Origin of the sequence: Marichromatium sp. PS1 (assembly GCF_041155115.1) — a bacterium.
GTDB lineage: Bacteria > Pseudomonadota > Gammaproteobacteria > Chromatiales > Chromatiaceae > Marichromatium > Marichromatium gracile.
In genome coordinates this window covers 1120929-1137843 of the sequence record NZ_BAAFHB010000002.1, presented here as the reverse complement: position 1 = coordinate 1137843, position 16915 = coordinate 1120929, and the positions used below count along the sequence as shown (strand labels likewise).

Sequence of the window (16915 nt, the reverse complement as noted above, 5' to 3'; positions counted from 1 at the left end):
TCGTCCGCCGTCCATCAACCCCGACTTGACCTCACCGGCAACGACAGCATCTTGCCCTGATAAGGGCAGGACAAACACCAGATTGGCATATCCCATGCTTTAAAAAGGGGCATCGAGGTGACGCCCGATCGACATGCACCAATATCGATCAGTCACTCATCAAGGATCGGACCCGGACATGCACAAAGCCCTTATTATTCTTTCCCTTGCCTTCTGCCCCAATGTGTTCGCCGCACCACCAGAAGCGCTCGATGTCGGTGCACGACTCGATCTCATCTGGGTACTGATCGCCGCCGGACTGGTGTTCCTGATGCAGGCCGGGTTCACCGCGCTCGAGTCCGGCCTGGTGCGCGCCAAGAACAGCTACAACGTCGCGATCAAGAACATCAGCGACTTCCTGGTCGCGGTGATCCTGTTCTGGCTGATCGGCTTCGCGCTGATGTTCGGCACCAGCCAGAACGGCTGGATCGGGCTGCACGGCTTCAACGGCTCGTTGCTCGACGCGCCCGGCGACTATGCCTTCTTCCTCTTCCAGGCGACCTTCGTCGGCACCGCCGCGACCATCGTCGCCGGCGCCGTGGCCGAGCGGATGAAGTTCAACGCCTATCTGATCATCTCGGCGATGATCAGCCTGCTGATCTATCCGGTCTCGGGACACTGGGCCTGGGGCAGCGCCTTCGCCGACACCACCCCCGGCTGGCTCGAGGCAATGGGCTTCATGGACTTCGCCGGCTCCACCGTGGTGCACTCGGTCGGCGGCTGGGTGGCGCTCGCCGGGGTGATCGTGCTCGGCCCCCGCCGCGGGCGCTTCGACGTGCAGGGCGAGCCGCAGCCCATCCCCGGTCACAACCTGCTGCTGGCCACGCTCGGCATCTTCATCCTCTGGTTCGGCTGGTTCGGCTTCAACGGCGGCAGCGCGCTCGCCGCCGATGCCTCGGTGCCCAAGATCATCCTCAACACCGTGCTCTCGGCGTGCGCCGGCGGCCTCGCCAGCCTGCTGCTCGCGCTCACCCTCAATCAGGGGCAGGTCCCGGTCGAGCGGGTGCTCAACGGCACCCTCGCCGGGCTGGTCTCGATCACCGCCGGCTGCGCCTTCGTCGAGCCGGGCAACGCGCTGTGGATCGGTGCGATCGGCGGTCTGCTGGTCTATGGCATCGAATCGGCGCTGCTCCATCTCGCGCGGCTCGACGACCCGGTCGGGGCGATCGCCGCGCACGGCTTCGGCGGGGTCTGGGGGACGCTGGCGCTCGCCCTCTTCGCCCCCGCCGACCAGCTCGCCACCGGCGGCCACCTCAGTCAGCTCGGGGTGCAGCTGATCGGGGTGGCGGCGGTGTTCGTCTGGGCCTTCGGCAGCGGCCTGGTGGTGTTCCTCGGGCTGCGGCTGTTCCACGACCTGCGGGTCAGCCCGGAGGAGGAGGACGAGGGGCTCAACGTGGTCGAGCACGGTGCCCGCACGGTCTGGCTCGACACCATGCGCACCATGCAACAGATCGTCGAGAGCGGCGACCTGCGGTTGCGCGCGCCGGTGGAGAACGCCACCGAGGCCGGCGAGACGGCGCTCGCCTTCAACCGCATGCTCGATCGCTTCCAGGAAAGCATCCGGGTGATGACCGAGGTCGCCGGTCGGGTCCAGCTCGACAGCGACCAGCTCGCCGCCCTCGCCCACCAGACCCGCGACGGCGCGCGGCGTCAGCGCCAGGACGCCGAGGAGGCGCGACGCTTCGTCGAGCAGATGCTCGGCCACGCCGGACACACCCTGGCGAGCGCCCAGCGCGGGCTGGCCTCGGGACACAGCGCCGAGCAACGGGTGGAGCACGGCAGCGGCCAGATCGGCCGGCTCAACACCCTGGTCAGCCAGCTCGCCGGCCAGCTCGACGGCGCCTCGGAGCAGGCCGGATCGCTCTCGGCGCAGAGCCAGTCGATCGGCGAGGTGGTCGACCTGATCCGCGAGATCGCCGATCAGACCAATCTGCTCGCGCTCAACGCCGCAATCGAGGCGGCGCGCGCCGGCGAGCACGGGCGTGGCTTCGCCGTGGTCTCGGGCGAGATCCGTCAGCTCGCCACCAAGACCCGGCTGGCCACCGACGACATCCGCGAGCGTATCGAGCAGTTGCAGAGCGAGAGCCAGCGCACCGCCGAAACGCTCAGACGCGGCATGACCGAGGCCAACCAGAGCGCCGAGCAGGCCGCGGCGACGATGCAGGCGCTCGGTGAGATCGTCGAGTCGGTGGCCGAGATCAGCGCGGTCAACCGCGAGATCGTCGAGGCGGTCGAGCAGCAGCACGCGCTCTCCGAGCAGGTCGACACCCGCATCCGCGCGATCCACGACGTCTCCGAGGAGAGCAGTCAGGGCAGCGCGCTGATCGCCGAGAGCGCCACCGGGCTGCGCACCCAGGTCGGCACCCTCAACACCCAGGTCGCCGGCTTCAGTACCTAAGCCTATCCTCCGACGCCGACCCCGACGACTCCTCGTCGGGGTCGGCGTCGGGGAGGCGGCGCGGGTCGATCTCGTCCTCGTCCATGAGGATGCGCCGCCCGTCGCCGTCGAGGTCGTCGAACTGGCCGTTGCGCGCGGCCCAGAACAGCACCGCGACCGCGGCCAGGCCGAGCACCAGCATGCCCGGGATCAGTGCATAGATGACGTCCATCGGTCGGTCTCCGCGAATCAGCGAGGTGCGCGCGCCGGTCCCGGTGAGTCGTCGAGACCGGGGCGGATACGCGCAGAGTTGGCGATCACCGCCAGCGAGCTGAGCGGCATCGACACCGCGGCGATCAGCGGGGTGATGATACCGGCCATCGCCAGCGGCACCATGATCAGGTTGTAGGTCATCGAGATGGCGATGTTCTGGCGGATCGCGCGCAGGGTGCGCCGCGCCAGCACCACGGCCTCCGCCACGCGTTCGAGTTCGCCCGCCATCAGCACGATGTCGGCGCACTCGATCGAGACATCGGTGCCGCTGCCCATGGCGATGCCGACATCGGCGGCCACCAGCGCCGGGGCGTCGTTGACGCCATCGCCGACCATGGCCACCGCCGCACCCTCGGCGCGCAGCCGCTCGACCACCCGCGCCTTGTCCTCGGGCAACACCTCGGCGATGGTCGCCATGCCGCCGAGACGCTCGGCCACGGCGCGCGCGCGCGCTGCGCGATCGCCGCTGAGCAGGGTCAGGCGCAGCCCCGCGGCGCGTAACCGCGCCAACGCCTGCACGGCATCGGCGCGCAGCCGGTCCTCGATACGCAGCGCCAGCACCAGTTCGCCGTCGATCGCGCAACAGACCTCGCCGGGCTCGTCCTCGGGCAGCGCCACACCCGCCCCGGCCAGCCACTCGGCGCTGCCGGCGAGCACCTCCCGCCCTGCCACCCGCCCCCGTACCCCGCGACCGGGCAGCGCGACGAACCCCGTGACCGGCAGCCCGCCGTGCGCCACGCCGAGCGCCGCGCAACAGGCGACCACGGCGCGCGCCAGCGGGTGCTCGGAGTGCTGCTCGAGCGCGCCGAGCGCGGCCAGGGCCGCGCGCTGCGCCTCGGTCAGCCCGGTCTCGGGTGCGCGCCAGTCCTCATCGGGGGCACGCAACGCCACCACCCGCGCCCGGCCCTCGGTGAGGGTGCCGGTCTTATCGAAGACCAGATGACGGATCGCCGAGAGCCGTTCGAGCACCGCGCCGTGCTTGATCAGGATGCCGCGCGCCGCCCCCCGCCCCGAGGCCACCGCCACGGCCATCGGCGTGGCCAGCCCGAAGGCGCAGGGACAGGTGACGATCAGCACCGCGGTCGCCGCCATCAGCGCCGACTCGAGGTCGTGACGCACCCAGATCATGAAGGTGACGAGCGCCAGCCCCAGGGTGGCGGCGACGAACCAGGGCACCACCCGGTCGGCGAGACGCTGGATCGGTGCGCGCGAACTCTGCGCCGACTCGACCAGGGCGATGATCCGCCCCAGCGCGGTCTCGGCGAGCACCCCGCCGACGCGCAACCGCAACGCGCCGGCGCCGTTGAGGGTACCGGCGGCGACCGTCGCGCCCGGCCCCTTGGCGACCGGGCGCGACTCGCCGCTGAGCATCGATTCATCGACGCCGCTCTCGCCGGCGATGACCTCGCCGTCGACGGCGATGCGCTCGCCGGGACGCACCAGCACCGTCATCCCCGGGGTGATCGCGCGCACCGCAACCAGGCACGGCTCGCCGTGCGCGTCGAGCACCGTCGCCACCCGGGGCTGGAGGTCGAACAGACGTTGGGTCGAGGCCACCGCGCGTCGTCGCGAGAGCGCCTCGAGATAACGCCCGAGCAGGATCACGAAGAGGAAGTTGACCACGGTGTCCCAGTAGACGTGACCTTGGTCGCCCAACCCCAGGGTGACGGCGAGCGAATAGCCGTAGGTGACGCTGACCCCGATGGCGATCGGCAGGTCCATGCCCAGTCGGGCGTGGCGCAGCCCGGCCCAGGCGCCACGGAAGAAGGGTGCGCCCGAATAGAGCAGGGTCGGGGTGGCCAGGGCGAACCCGAGCCAGTGGAAGAGCCCGCGGAACTCGCCCTGATCGGCGCCGCTGTAGAGCGCGATCGAGATCCACAGCAGGTTCATCATCGCGAACCCGGCCCAGGCGAGACGGAACAGCAGGTCGCGGTTCTCACGCGCCAGCGCACCCTCGGCGGCCTCCGGGTCGAAGGGGACGGCGGCATAGCCGAGCGCGGCGAGCCGCGCGAGCACCCGCGACAGGCGCAGCCGCTCGCTGTCCCAGCGCAGTCGCAGCCGCCGTCCGGTGAGGTTGACCCGCGCCTCCTCGACCCCGGGCAGCGACTGCAGACCGTTCTCGATCAGCCACACGCAGGCGGCGCAGTGGATGCCCTCGACCTGGAGCTGGATGTCGCGGCAGCGCGCGCTGGTGTCGGTGAAGGCCTGCTGCACCGCGTCGAGATCGTAGTGCTCGAGGTCGCGCGGCGGCTCGGGCGGCGGCGCCAGCAGCTCGTCGGCGCCGGTACGGCGATAGAAGCCCTCGAGCCCGGCGGCGTGGATCGCCTCGCACACCCCCTTGCAACCGCTGCAACAGAAGCGGCGCTCGACCCCGGCGATCCGTGCCCGCTCGCCACCGCCGGGCCCGATCGGCAGACCGCAGTGATGGCAGCGCGCGGGCGTCTCCCCGGTCGTCGGCGCATGCTCCTCGATGATCGCGTCCATCGCCCAGGCGTCAGCGCGTGCCGACCTCGAGACGCTGGTCGAGGCTGTACTCGTCCTCGCCGTGACCCACGGCGATCAGGGTGTCCCAGACCCCGGGCAGCGGGAAGGCGACCTCGGCGACATAGCGCCCCGCGCCCTCGCGGCGCATCGGTACGCTGAAGTCGCGCGCGGCGTCGGCCGGGCGATAGGCGTGGAGGGTGACGGCGTCGGCCTCGACCGGCTGGCCGGCGCGATCGACCAGGAACAGCCGGATCGCCTCGACGCGCCCCGGCTGCAGCGGCGGGATGTCGGCCTGCATCACCCAACCCGGATCGCGCGCGCGACGCGAGACCAGGGTGCGCTCGTAGTCCTGACCGCGCTCGTAGTAGTCGGCGTTGACCAGACCGGGGTTGGTGGCGACGGCGAGATAGACCATCAGCAGGTTGACCAGCAACACCACCACGATCAGCCCGACCCAGGCGATCACCCAGGGGCTGCGCCAGGCCGGAAGGGGTTGCGCCGGATGGACGGCGCCCGACTGTATCGGCATCTTGACCTCCTCCGCACCCGTCGGGACGGGCACGGCAACTCAGGGCGCGGGGGCGATGAACACGCTCTCGCGCGCGGTGTCGAGCCGCTGGCCGTCGCGACGGCGCGCCTCGGCATGGAAGACCACCGGCTGCTGCTCGGCGGCGAGCGCCGACTCCGGCACCCGCACGAACACCAGCGCCGGGGTCACCACCCCGGCGGCGGCCTGGATCGGCCGCTCCAGCCCGCTCACCTCGAGCCCGGGCGGTCCGCTCACCCGGATCTCGACGGCGAGCGGGTCCGGGGTCTTGTTGAGCAGTTTGAGGGTATAGCGGTTCTGGATCGAACCGTCGCTCAGACGCACGAACAGCGGCGCGCGCTCGTGCAGCACCTTGAGATCGAGCGCGGCGAGCGAGGCCAGACCGTAGACGATCCCGGCGAGCGCCAGGGTGAGGATGCCGCCATAGAGCCAGACCCGCGGGCGCAGTGCCAGGGGCCGGGTCGGTCGTCCCTCGAGTTCGTCGAGCGAGGCGTAGCGGATCAGTCCGCGCGCCTTACCGACCTTGTCCATCACCTGATCGCAGGCGTCGATGCACAGCGCGCAGGTGATGCAGCCCTCCTGCTGCCCCTGGCGGATGTCGACCCCGGTGGGACAGACCGCGACGCACTGGTTGCAGTCGATGCAGTCGCCCTGCCCGGCGGCGGCCTCGCCGCCCCGCCGCAACCGTCCGCGCGGCTCGCCACGCCCGGTGTCATAGGCCGGCACCAGGGTGGTGGGATCGAGCATCACACCCTGGATGCGCGCATAGGGACAGAGCCAGAAGCAGACCTGCTCGCGCAGGAAGCCGGCGAGCACATAGGTACCGGCGGTGAACAGGGCCACGGTGACATAGGCCGCAACCCCGGCCTCGCCGGTGAAGAAGGTCCGCCACAGCGTTGGCGCGTCGACGAACCAGGCGACGAAGCTGAAGCCGGTGAACCAGCCGATCACCAGCCACAGCAGGTGCTTGGGCAGGCGCGCCCGCAGCCTGGTGACGAACGGCGCCTGGTCGAGCCGACGGCGCGCCGCCGGCGGTCCCTCGAGGCGTTCCTCGATCCAGGTGAAGACATCGGTCCACACCGTCTGGAAGCAGAAGTACCCGCACCAGGCGCGCCCCACCACCGCCGTCACCACCGCCAGCAGGATGGCGAAGAACAGCAGCAGCAGCGAGAGCATCCAGAAGTCCTGCGGCAGCACGGTGGCGCCGAACAGGTGGTACTGACGGTTGGGGATGTCGAAGAGCACCGCCTGACGACCGTCCCAGCGCACATAGGGTCCGAGGAAGAACACCAGCCAGACCGAGGCGGTGAGCCACTTGAAGGTGCGCCAGCGACCCGCCAGCCGCTTGGCGTGGATGGTCTCGCCGCCGGCGTTGACATGCCACTGCGCGGCCTCGGCGTACAGACCCTCGACCTCGGTGGCGCGATCTCGGCTACTCATCGACATCCCTCGGGGCGAGACCCCGCTGCGACGGGGCACGACCGCCCCGATTGATGCCCCACGACTCGGCGGTCAGGGGCAGCGTACCGGTCAGAGCATTGGGGCGCGGCACCCCGTGACCAAGCACCGGCGTCTCAGAGACCACCGCCGAGCAGGCGCACGTAGACCACCAGCTTCTTGATCTCCTGGGGATCGAGACGGCGGATCTCGACGTCCTCGACCCGCGCGGTCGGGCCGAAGGCGGGCATCACCGCCTCGCGGGTCTGCTCCACCCCGGACTGGTTGACGCCGTAGAGGATGGTATGACGCGCGCTCTCGTAGCCGCCGGGCTCGAAGCGCCAGATGCGGTCGGTGAGATCGGCCGCGCCGACGGTGATCACCTCGCCGCCGGGCAGCTCGGCGAGCACGCCGTTGGCCGTCGGTCCGTGACAGCCGCTGCAGCCCTTGGTCGAGAACAGCTGCCAACCGGCCTCGCTGCCCGGCTCGCCCTGACTCATCTCGACCGTCCAGCGCGCCAGGGTGTCGACCTCCTCGGCGCTGAGGATGTCCTGATGCGCCAGCATGTTGCCCTTGCGCCCCTGGGTGATGGTCTCGGTGAGCTTGGCGGTGCTGCCGCCATAGAGCCAGTCGTCGTCGGCGAGCACCGGATAGCCGGGGTTGCCCTGACCGCCGCTGCCGTGACAGGCGGCGCAGTTGTCGCCGAACAGCACCTTGGCCGAGGCCAGGGTGTACTGGGTGAGCCCGGGGTCGGCGAGGATCTCCTCGACCCCGAGCGCGCCGATGCGTGACTCGAACTCGGCGCGCCGCGCCTCGATCTGCGCCACCCCCCGCTCGTACTCCTCGATCTGGGTCCAGCCGAGGATGCCGGGGGTGGGCTCCTCGCCCACCGGCCAGCTCGGGTAGAGGATGGTGTAGCCGATCACCCACAGGATCGAGGTCCAGAAGCCGATCATCCACCAGCGCGGCGGCGGGTTCTGCAGCTCGCGCAGGTCGCTGTCCCAGATATGACCGGTGTTGTTCTCGCCGGGGAAGGGGTTATGGTCGGCCATCGCGCGCTCCCGTGCCTTCGTCGTCGTCGTCATCGAAGGGGATGTGCTTCATGGACTCGAGACGGTCGCGGTTCTTCGGGCGGAAGACCAGGAAGTAGGCCACCACCATCAGCACGAAGACCACCACGGTGAGGATGGTGCCGATCCAGTCGTTGACCGTCATCGCCTGCCAGTCGGTGTGGAAGTAATCGCTGAGGCTATTCACGGTAGGTCTTGGCCTCGTCGAGTGCGACCATGGTGCCGAGCACCTGCAGATAGGCCACCAGGGCGTCCATCTCGGTCTTGCCCTCGAGCAGCGCCGGGGCGGCCTCGATGTCGGCCTCGGTGTAGGGCACGCCGAGCGAGCGCAGCCCGCGCATGTGCCACTGGATCCGCCAGCCGCTGGGGTAGCGGGTATCGAGCCAGGGATAGCCGGGCATCACCGACTCGGGCACCACCGCACGCGGGTCGCGCAGGTGCTGGCGGTGCCAGGCGTCGGAGTACTTGCCGCCGACCCGCGCCAGGTCCGGCCCGGTGCGCTTGGAGCCCCACTGGAAGGGGTGGTCGAACATCGACTCGGAGGCGAGCGAGTAGTGGCCGTAGCGCTCCTTCTCGTCGCGGAAGGGGCGCACCATCTGCGAGTGACAGGTGTAGCAGCCCTCGCGCTGGTAGATATCACGCCCGACCAGCTCCAGCGGGGTGTAGGGTCGCACCCCCTCGCCCGCGGTCCAGTTCCACTGCTCGCGCCCGTCGGCATCGACGGTGACGATCGGGGCCTCGCCGGCCTTGGCCCAGACGATCTCGGGGAAACGCGCGTGCTCCATGGTGTTCTTCATGTAGAACAGCGGCACGATCTCCACCAGCCCGCCGACCGACAGCACCAGGGCGAGCACGATCAGCAGCCCCCAGATATTGACTTCCATCCACTCCTGGAAGCTCTTCGGCTTGGTCTTCTGCCTGCTCATGGGACAACTCCGGTTCAGGCCGGCGCCGGCAGCGCGCGGGCACGATCGAGATTGCCCTCGGCGAGCGACTTGCGCACGGTCATCAGCACGTTGAACAGCATGATCACGGCGCCGAACAGGAAGATCATGCCGCCGGTGGCGCGCATCGCGTAATAGGGATGCATGGCGTCGACCGACTCGACGAAGGTGTAGGCGAGGGTCCCGTACTCGTCATAGGCGCGCCACATCAGCCCCTGCATGATCCCCGAGACCCACATCGCGACGATATAGATCACGGTGCCGATGGTGGCGGTCCAGAAGTGCAGGTTGATCAGCCGTATCGAGTACATCTCGGTGTGATAGAGCCGGGTCATCAGGTGGTAGATGGCGCCGATGGAGATACCGGCGACCCAGCCGAGCGCCCCGGAGTGGACGTGACCGATGGTCCAGTCGGTGTAGTGCGAGAGGGCGTTGACGGTCTTCAGCGACATCACCGGTCCCTCGAAGGTCGACATCGCGTAGAAGGCCAGGGCGATGATCAGGAAGCGCAGCACATAGTCGGTGCGCAACCGGTCCCAGGCCCCGGAGAGGGTCATCATGCCGTTCACCGCCCCGCCCCAGGAGGGGATGATCATGGCGATCGAGACCGCCGCACCGAGCGAGCCGGTCCAGTCGGGCAGCGCGGTGTACTGCAGATGATGGGCGCCGAGCCAGACGTAGCCGAACATCAGCGACCAGAAGTGGATCACCGAGAGGCGATAGGAGTAGACCGGCCGACCGGCCTGCTTGGGCACGAAGTAATACATGATGCCGAGGAAGCCGGCGGTGAGATAGAAACCGACGGCGTTGTGCCCCCACCACCACTGGATCATCGCATCCTGCACCCCGGAGAAGATGGAGTAGGACTTGAACAGCCCGACCGGGATGGCGAGGCTGTTGACCACGTGGAGATAGACGATCATCACCATCATGCCGAGGAAGAACCAGTTCGACACATAGATGTGCGAGGTCTTGCGCCGGGCGATGGTCATGATGAAGTTGATGGTGAAGGCCAGCCACACCACCGCGATGAGGATGTCGATCGGCCACTCCAGCTCGGCATACTCCTTCGACTGGGTCAGCCCCAGCGGCAGGGTGATCACCGCCAACAGGATCACCAGGTTCCAGCCCCAGAAGGTGAAGCGCGCCAGCCGCGGACTCCACAACCGCACCCCGCAGGTGCGCTGCACGGTGTAGAAGGCGGTGGCCATCAGGGTACAGCCGCCGAAGGCGAAGATGACGGCGTTGGTGTGGAGCGGGCGCAGCCGCCCGAAAGAGAGATAGGGGGAGTCGAAGTTCAGCGCCGGCCAGGCGAGCTCGGAGGCGATGTAGACCCCGACCGCGGCGCCGACGACCAGATAGACCACGGCCATGACCGTGAACCAGCGTACGACGTCGAGGTCGTATTTCTGCTCCAGATTGGCATCCATAACGGCTCCTCTGGACACGACGATGGATGAGCCGGGAAGCGCCGCATCCGTGACGACTCCCGAGGTGCGAACGCGCACCACCCTGCTCGGGCGTCCCGGCGATGCCACCGATCACGCCCCGACGGTCGACTCGAAACCGATCCATCCGCTGCCGTCGGCCCCGACACCGCCGGGCAAATAACACTGGATCCGCGCCCCAAAGTCAACCAAAACGCTCAGGTAATTCCCACCGCCGTCCTCCAAGCGCTGGCAGCGGCGAGCGCGGTTGCAAGACTGCCGCCGCGAACCGGGCGGGAGCGGGACATCACACACGGAGAAGTTGCGTCCATCCCGGCATGCGCACAAGGGCGGCGCGACGGATCGGGGAGCACCGCTCGTCGGCAAGGGCGCAAGCGATGGCGCCGAGGACTAGAAGCCGAGCGGCAGTGGCTGGACGGGGCCGGTGGGGTGTGGCAGGTCGCGATCGATATGGCGCGAACGATCCTGGGCGCGATTGACCTCCTCGGTCGAGAGCATGCGGCGCAGCCGGTCACGATCGATCTCGGCATGGGGATCGCCGCGCGCCGAGGCGAGATTCAGCCAGACATAGGCCTCGACCAGGTTCTTCTCGACACCACGACCGGTACGCAGCATCCGCCCCAGTCGCGCCATCGCCTGGGGATTACCCTGGGCGGCGGCGCGCCGATACCAGGCGAGCGCCAACTCGTAGTCCTGGATCACCCCGCGTCCCTTCTCGTAGAGTCCGCCCATCACCAACTGGGCGCGCACGTGCCCCTGTTCGGCGGCCTTGGCGACCCACTCGGCGGCCTCGCCGAGACGACGCTGCTCGCCACGCTCCCAGTGCCGCTGCACGATCGCCAACCCCAGCTGGTACTGCGCCTCGGCATCGCCGGACTCGGCCGCTGCCAGCAGTTCGGGATTGGCGTAGGGAAGCGAAAAACCATAGGGCTCGGGCGCCAGGACGGCCAGCACCGGGTCCTCCGACGCGGGGCGCTCACGTTCGACCGCGCCGCCATCGGGCTGGCGCAGCGCCGCCCACACCCCCGCGCCCCCGATCACCGCCAGGGCGATGCCAGCCATCGCCCACTGCTGGATGAGCAGGTAGTCGGTACTCAGGAAGCGCGCACCACAGTCACAGCAGCGAAACCAGGATCGAAACCAGGGGCGTGCCCTCCGCCCACCGGACTGCAAGCGCGACTTGCGGGTGTTGTAGCTTCCACACTGCGGACACTGTTCCATGACGACGACACCGGGAGAAACTGGAGCGGGAGCAACACGAATCAACGACGCGGCGACAACGAAGATCGTCCGTTCACGCAGTGGCCACGCAGCGCCAAGGCCCAATATTCCACATCGGTGCAGCAAACACAAAGGCATGCGACAAGACGCAGGGCATGTCGCAACCGTCACGAAAAGTGCTCAATGCACGAGGAACACTATTTGAAAAACGCGTCGACCGAGAACCCTTCCTTCTCGAGGATGTCACGCAGCCGGCGCAACGCGTCCATCTGGATCTGACGCACCCGCTCGCGGGTCACACCGAGCTCCTGGGCGACGCTCTCCAGGGTCGAGTGCTCATAGCCGTGCAGCCCGAAACGGCGCTCGACGACCTCGCGCTGCTTGTCGTTGAGCTTGCCCAGCCAGTGCTCCAGATTGGTCTGGATATCGGTGTCCTGGATGCGTTCGGTGGGGTCGTCGGCGCCCTCGTCCTGGAGCATGTCGACGAGCGGTTTGTCGGCATCCTTGCTGAAGGGGGTATCGACCGAGGCGATGCGCTCGTTGAGCCCGAGCATGCGCTTGACCTCGGTGATCGGACGATCGAGCAGCTCGGCGATGTCCTCGGTGGTCGGCTCGTGATCGAGCTGCTGGGCGAGCTGGCGTGCGGCCTTGAGATAGACGTTGATCTCCTTGACCACATGAATCGGCAGGCGCACGGTGCGGGTTTGATTCATGATCGCCCGCTCGATGGTCTGACGGATCCACCAGGTCGCGTAGGTCGAGAAGCGAAAGCCACGCTCGGGGTCGAACTTCTCGACCGCGCGGATCAACCCGAGGTTGCCCTCCTCGATGAGGTCGAGCAGCGGCAGACCGCGATTGAGATAGCGCCGGGCGATCTTCACCACCAGCCGCAGGTTGCTCACGATCATCCGCTGACGCGCGGCATTGTCTCCGGCCTGCGCCAGGCGCGCGTAGTGCACCTCTTCCTCGGCGGTGAGCAGCTTTGAGCCGCCGATCTCGTTCAGATAGAGCCGGGTGGCGTCGAAGTCGGCGTCACTCGATGGCAGGCGGGCGGTCGTCGCACTGCGCGCCCGTTCGCCCGCCCCGTCGCTGTCACCATCGTTTTCAGCGTCGCTCTGATCGACAGTGTCAGAGTCGCGACCCTCTTCCTGACCATCCTCGTCGTCACGCTCATAGCCCGAGACCGGGACATCGTCCTCGGTCGCGTTGGGGTTGTCGTGGGCCTGTCGACCTTTGGCGGTTGGCATCCACCTCTCCCTCCGTTGAATCAACGGGGTTGTTTACGCACGGGCAAGTAGAGTACCGGATCGACAGCCGTGCCGTGGCGGCGAATCTCGAAATGCAACAGATAGGCGCCATCCGGGGACTGTCCGATCTCGGCCAGGGGCTGGCCGCGCTTGACCTGCGCCCCTTCCTTGACGAACAGCTTGCGGTTGAATCCGTACGCGCTCAGATACTTCTCGCTGTGCTTGACGATGATAAGGTTGCCGTATCCCTTGAGTCCACTACCGCTGTAGACCACCTTGCCGGGTGCCGCGGCACGCACCTGCAGACCCACGCGACCACCGATGCGGATCCCCTGGCGGGTGCGGTCGGCGTTGCGGAAGTCCTGCACCACGGGACCGTCGATCGGCCACTCCCAGTCCACCCCGGAAGCGGCCCGACGACTCCCCGGCGCGCCCGCCGGGCTGGTGTCGACGCGCGCAACCACCGGCCTGGACGACGACGGCCGACGGGGCGGTGTCGTCGCCTTGTCAGCGCCGGCGTGCTGCGTCACGGCGCGTGCCGGAGGACCGGAACGGGCCCGTGCACCGGTCGGGGGGTCGATCCGCAACAGGGTCCCGGCATAGATGGTGTAAGGCGCCTCGAGTCGGTTCCACTCGGCCAGGGCGCGCAGCCGCTGGCCGCGTCGCGCGGCGATCTCGCCGAGGGTGTCGCCGGGGCGCACCAGATAGAAGCCGTCGGGAACCGGACCCTGCCAGTCCCAGTCATAGACCGGCGCCGGCCCGGTCGAGCCGCAACCACCGAGCCCGAGCGCCGAGACCAGCGCCAGCAGCACCAGCCACCCGATCCCGGAGCGCCTGCTCGGGGTACGGTCGGGGGCCATTCCTCGGGGACAAGTCACCACAGTGTCGCCTCCAGTCATCCTTCAATGGGTGTCGACGCGCGATAGACAAGGGGTGGGGCGACAGACGCTCAACGGCGTTCGCCGTCCAGCCATCGATCAAGGGTCTCGAGCGCACTGTGTCGGGTCAGGTCGACCTGCAGCGGCGTGATCGAGACGAAGCCATTGCGCACGGCATGGAAATCGGTGCCGACGCCCGCGTCCTGCTCCGGGCCGGCCGGCCCCACCCAGTAGATGGTCCGTCCGCGCGGATCCTGCGCGGCGACCACCGGCTCGGCCTTGTGACGCTGCCCCAGACGCGTCGCGCGAAAGCCGGCGAGCGACTCATAGGGCAGATCCGGCACATTGACGTTGAGGATCAGGTTCGGTTCGAGCGGCCGCTCGCGCAGTCGCGACACCAGCTCGACGGCGACCCGCGCGGCGCTGTCGAGATGACGCGGCGCATGCACCGCGCTCGACACCGCGATCGCCGGCAGCCCGAGGAAGCGTCCCTCGGTCGCGGCGGCGACGGTGCCGGAGTAGATCACGTCGTCACCCAGGTTGGGGCCGTGATTGATCCCGGCAACCACGATATCGGGCTCGATCTCGGGCAGCCCGGTGAGCGCCAGATGCACGCAGTCGGTCGGCGTGCCGTCGACACTCATGTAGCCGTTGGGCCGGCGCCTGACGCGCAGCGGGACGTCGAGCGTCAGCGAATTGCTGGCGCCGCTGCGATCGCGTTCGGGCGCCACCACGTGCACGGTGCCGAGCGCGCGCAGCCCCTCGGCCAATGCCACCAGTCCGGGTGACTGATAACCATCGTCGTTGCTGACCAGGATCTTCATGCGTTGGTTGTCTGTCGATTACTGAGATGGATGCGGACAGGCTGACGGGGCACGCCAGCGTCGGCGCCGACGCCCCCGGAGACGCGGACAGGGACCGGGTGACAGAGCGGCAGGATGAGCGCAGATCATACGCAAAAGGCGCGGCGCCGACACCCGTGCCCCGGCGCGTGCCCCTGATATACTGCCCCGCGCCTGGCCACGGCCATCCTCATTCAATGCCCAGGACAACCCACAGCCCGGACCCCCGCATGAAGAGACAGATCGAGCAAGCCGATGTGGAGCTGTTCCTGCAAACGGTCGGCGAGGTCACCCGGCTGGAGATCGAGACGCCACCACCGAGCGAGCGGCGCCGACCGCCGCCCGTGCCGCGCCCGCGCGAACCCGAGCTCGATGATCCGGAACCCATCGCGGGACTCTCCGAGGTCAATCTCGAGACCCCGGAGTACCTGCTGTTCTCGCGCCCCGGAATCCAGCGCAGGGTGCTCGGCGAGCTGCAGCGCGGCGCCATCGAGGTCGGGCTCGAGGTCGACCTGCACGGCCTCAACGCCACCTACGCCAAGGCGCTGCTCGGCGACTTCCTCGCCGAGTGCGGACATCGCCGGATCCGTTGCGCGCGCATCATCCACGGCAAGGGCTACCGTTCATCGGGCAACCAGCCGGTGCTCAAGCAGAAGCTCAACTACTGGCTGCGGCTCTACGATCAGGTCCTCGCCTTCTGCTCGGCGACGCGACGCGACGGCGGTACCGGCGCGCTCTACGTGCTGCTGCGCAACCCCGACAAGTCGCGCCGTCAGCAGCGCCGCTGAGCATTCATCCAACCGCCATCCCCGAGTGAGACCATCGCCCTCATGCTGACCTACCCCGACATCGATCCCGTCGCCCTCGCCCTCGGCCCGCTCCAGATCCACTGGTACGGCCTGATGTACCTGCTCGGCTTCGCCGCCGCCTGGGGGCTGGGACGCTGGCGTGCCGCCCGTCCCGGCAGCGGCTGGAGCGGGGTCATGGTCGACGACCTGATCTTCTACGGGGTGATCGGAGTGATCCTCGGCGGGCGGCTCGGCTACATGCTGTTCTACGGGCTCGACCAGGTAGCCGCCGACCCGCTGGCCCTGCTCCGGGTCTGGGAGGGCGGCATGTCCTTCCACGGCGGGCTGCTCGGGGTGCTGATCGCCACCGCGCTGTTCGCGCGCCGCCAGGGCCTGACCTTCTTCCAGGCCACCGACTTCCTCGCCCCGCTGGTGCCGCTGGGTCTGCTCGCCGGGCGGATCGGCAACTTCATCAACGGCGAACTCTGGGGACACCGCACCAATCTGCCCTGGGGGGTTCAGCTGCCCTGCGAGCAGTTTCCCCGCCAGTGTCTCGACCAGCCGGCCACCACGCTGTTGAGCCCGGCGGTGCACGCCTCGCAACTCTACGAGGCGCTGCTCGAGGGGCTGGTGCTGTTCGTCGTGCTGTGGCTGTTCTCCAGCCGGCCGCGCCCGACCATGGCCGTCTCCGGGCTGTTCCTGGTCGGCTACGGGGCGGCGCGCTTCAGTGTCGAGTTCGTGCGCCTGCCAGACGCCCATCTCGGCTATCTCGCCTTCGGCTGGTTGACCATGGGCCAGCTGCTCACCCTGCCGATGATCCTCGCCGGGGCCTTGCTGCTGGCGCTTGCCTATCGGCGCCCGACCGGCGAGCGGGCCTGATGGGGTACGCCCGAGGTCCGGACTGCGCGCCCGGAGCGGGCGCCGGAGCGCCGGGACGCGGACACAAAAAAACCGGCCAGTGGCCGGTTTTTTCGGTGCCGGAAGCGGTTGCTTCGACGGATCAGCCCATCGCCTTGATGTGTGCGTTCAGGCGGCTCTTGTGACGAGCGGCCTTGTTGGCGTGGATCAGACCCTTGCGGGCGGCACGATCGATACGGGGAGCGGCGTCTTGGAAGGCCTGGACGGCTGCTTCCTTGTCGCCCGCCTTGATGGCCTTGATCACCTTCTTGACGAAGGTGCGCAACGTGCTGCGCTGCGCCATGTTGCTCTGGCGGCGGGTTTCGGCCTGACGGGCGCGCTTGCGGGCTTGTGCTGAGTTGGCCAACGGGGGTCTCCTGGAAATCCGGCGAATTGATCTTAAGAGCGGATAAAGACCGAGCA

Annotated in this window: 16 protein-coding genes; 3 read left to right on the top strand and 13 right to left on the bottom strand. The window is 68.6% G+C overall.

What is annotated here, in order from left to right; all coding sequences use genetic code 11:
* Positions 1 to 178 precede the first annotated feature (178 nt).
* Positions 179 to 2437, top strand: coding sequence for an ammonium transporter (gene amt / locus ACAM26_RS06475; protein ID WP_369613312.1), 2259 nt, complete (start codon positions 179 to 181; stop codon positions 2435 to 2437).
* On the opposite strand, the gene ccoS is transcribed toward amt, so the two are convergent.
* The 12 genes from ccoS to surE form a co-directional block, all read right to left on the bottom strand.
* On the bottom strand, positions 2427 to 2648 hold the full coding sequence (gene ccoS, locus ACAM26_RS06470; RefSeq protein WP_123140104.1) for a cbb3-type cytochrome oxidase assembly protein CcoS: 222 nt from the start codon (positions 2646 to 2648) through the stop codon (positions 2427 to 2429). The two genes, amt and ccoS, sit on opposite strands and share 11 nt — an antisense overlap.
* A gap of 17 nt (positions 2649 to 2665) precedes the next feature.
* Positions 2666 to 5173: a heavy metal translocating P-type ATPase gene (locus ACAM26_RS06465; RefSeq protein WP_369613311.1), complete on the bottom strand. Its 2508-nt coding sequence runs from the start codon at positions 5171 to 5173 to the stop codon at positions 2666 to 2668.
* 10 nt (positions 5174 to 5183) lie between these two features.
* Complete coding sequence (locus ACAM26_RS06460) at positions 5184 to 5702, bottom strand: FixH family protein (RefSeq protein ID WP_123140102.1); 519 nt, start codon at positions 5700 to 5702, stop codon at positions 5184 to 5186.
* 39 nt (positions 5703 to 5741) lie between these two features.
* Complete coding sequence (gene ccoG / locus ACAM26_RS06455) at positions 5742 to 7160, bottom strand: cytochrome c oxidase accessory protein CcoG (RefSeq protein WP_369613310.1); 1419 nt, start codon at positions 7158 to 7160, stop codon at positions 5742 to 5744.
* A gap of 134 nt (positions 7161 to 7294) precedes the next feature.
* Entirely contained in the window at positions 7295 to 8209 is a 915-nt protein-coding gene (gene ccoP / locus ACAM26_RS06450) for a cytochrome-c oxidase, cbb3-type subunit III (protein WP_123140101.1), read from the bottom strand.
* Entirely contained in the window at positions 8196 to 8414 is a 219-nt protein-coding gene (locus ACAM26_RS06445) for a CcoQ/FixQ family Cbb3-type cytochrome c oxidase assembly chaperone (protein WP_123142218.1), read from the bottom strand. Before ACAM26_RS06445 ends, ccoP begins: the two co-directional genes overlap by 14 nt.
* On the bottom strand, positions 8407 to 9153 hold the full coding sequence (gene ccoO / locus ACAM26_RS06440) for a cytochrome-c oxidase, cbb3-type subunit II (protein ID WP_123140099.1): 747 nt from the start codon (positions 9151 to 9153) through the stop codon (positions 8407 to 8409). The genes ACAM26_RS06445 and ccoO overlap by 8 nt, the downstream gene beginning before the upstream one ends.
* Positions 9154 to 9167: 14 nt before the next feature.
* Complete coding sequence (ccoN, locus tag ACAM26_RS06435; RefSeq protein ID WP_005222653.1) at positions 9168 to 10601, bottom strand: cytochrome-c oxidase, cbb3-type subunit I; 1434 nt, start codon at positions 10599 to 10601, stop codon at positions 9168 to 9170.
* Positions 10602 to 11009: 408 nt separating this feature from the next.
* Positions 11010 to 11681, bottom strand: a complete 672-nt coding sequence (locus ACAM26_RS06430) for a tetratricopeptide repeat protein (protein WP_369613309.1) — start codon at positions 11679 to 11681, stop codon at positions 11010 to 11012.
* Between the two features lie 356 nt (positions 11682 to 12037).
* On the bottom strand, positions 12038 to 13087 hold the full coding sequence (rpoS, locus tag ACAM26_RS06425; protein WP_123140096.1) for an RNA polymerase sigma factor RpoS: 1050 nt from the start codon (positions 13085 to 13087) through the stop codon (positions 12038 to 12040).
* Between the two features lie 20 nt (positions 13088 to 13107).
* Positions 13108 to 13947 (bottom strand): peptidoglycan DD-metalloendopeptidase family protein, encoded by an 840-nt coding sequence (locus tag ACAM26_RS06420; protein WP_369613308.1) that lies wholly within the window; start codon positions 13945 to 13947, stop codon positions 13108 to 13110.
* A gap of 89 nt (positions 13948 to 14036) precedes the next feature.
* Positions 14037 to 14789 carry a 5'/3'-nucleotidase SurE gene (gene surE / locus ACAM26_RS06415; protein ID WP_123140094.1) on the bottom strand — a complete coding sequence of 251 codons (753 nt, stop codon included), beginning with the start codon at positions 14787 to 14789 and terminating at the stop codon, positions 14037 to 14039.
* Between the two features lie 248 nt (positions 14790 to 15037).
* Here surE and ACAM26_RS06410 point away from each other — a divergent pair, with 248 nt between their 5' ends.
* Positions 15038 to 15595 (top strand): Smr/MutS family protein, encoded by a 558-nt coding sequence (locus tag ACAM26_RS06410; protein ID WP_132229179.1) that lies wholly within the window; start codon positions 15038 to 15040, stop codon positions 15593 to 15595.
* Positions 15596 to 15637: 42 nt separating this feature from the next.
* The gene (gene lgt / locus ACAM26_RS06405) at positions 15638 to 16474 is read left to right on the top strand and encodes a prolipoprotein diacylglyceryl transferase (RefSeq protein WP_369613307.1); all 837 of its coding nucleotides are present in this window, start codon (positions 15638 to 15640) and stop codon (positions 16472 to 16474) included.
* A 121-nt stretch (positions 16475 to 16595) separates the two neighbouring features.
* On the opposite strand, the gene rpsT is transcribed toward lgt, so the two are convergent.
* Positions 16596 to 16859 (bottom strand): 30S ribosomal protein S20, encoded by a 264-nt coding sequence (gene rpsT / locus ACAM26_RS06400; protein WP_123140091.1) that lies wholly within the window; start codon positions 16857 to 16859, stop codon positions 16596 to 16598.
* Positions 16860 to 16915: the final 56 nt, after the last annotated feature.

Bases quoted from the DNA above. Each gene is read 5' to 3' on its own strand.
- ccoN (WP_005222653.1), bottom strand. From the start codon at position 10,601: ATGGATGCCAATCTGGAGCAGAAATACGACCTCGACGTCGTACGCTGG.
- lgt (WP_369613307.1), top strand. From the start codon at position 15,638: ATGCTGACCTACCCCGACATCGATCCCGTCGCCCTCGCCCTCGGCCCG.
- ACAM26_RS06460 (WP_123140102.1), bottom strand. From the start codon at position 5,702: ATGCCGATACAGTCGGGCGCCGTCCATCCGGCGCAACCCCTTCCGGCC.
- rpoS (WP_123140096.1), bottom strand. From the start codon at position 13,087: ATGCCAACCGCCAAAGGTCGACAGGCCCACGACAACCCCAACGCGACC.
- ccoS (WP_123140104.1), bottom strand. From the start codon at position 2,648: ATGGACGTCATCTATGCACTGATCCCGGGCATGCTGGTGCTCGGCCTG.
- surE (WP_123140094.1), bottom strand. From the start codon at position 14,789: ATGAAGATCCTGGTCAGCAACGACGATGGTTATCAGTCACCCGGACTG.
- ACAM26_RS06465 (WP_369613311.1), bottom strand. From the start codon at position 5,173: ATGGACGCGATCATCGAGGAGCATGCGCCGACGACCGGGGAGACGCCC.
- ccoP (WP_123140101.1), bottom strand. From the start codon at position 8,209: ATGGCCGACCATAACCCCTTCCCCGGCGAGAACAACACCGGTCATATC.
- ccoO (WP_123140099.1), bottom strand. From the start codon at position 9,153: ATGAGCAGGCAGAAGACCAAGCCGAAGAGCTTCCAGGAGTGGATGGAA.
- ACAM26_RS06410 (WP_132229179.1), top strand. From the start codon at position 15,038: ATGAAGAGACAGATCGAGCAAGCCGATGTGGAGCTGTTCCTGCAAACG.
- ACAM26_RS06420 (WP_369613308.1), bottom strand. From the start codon at position 13,947: ATGGCCCCCGACCGTACCCCGAGCAGGCGCTCCGGGATCGGGTGGCTG.
- ACAM26_RS06430 (WP_369613309.1), bottom strand. From the start codon at position 11,681: ATGGCTGGCATCGCCCTGGCGGTGATCGGGGGCGCGGGGGTGTGGGCG.
- amt (WP_369613312.1), top strand. From the start codon at position 179: ATGCACAAAGCCCTTATTATTCTTTCCCTTGCCTTCTGCCCCAATGTG.
- ccoG (WP_369613310.1), bottom strand. From the start codon at position 7,160: ATGAGTAGCCGAGATCGCGCCACCGAGGTCGAGGGTCTGTACGCCGAG.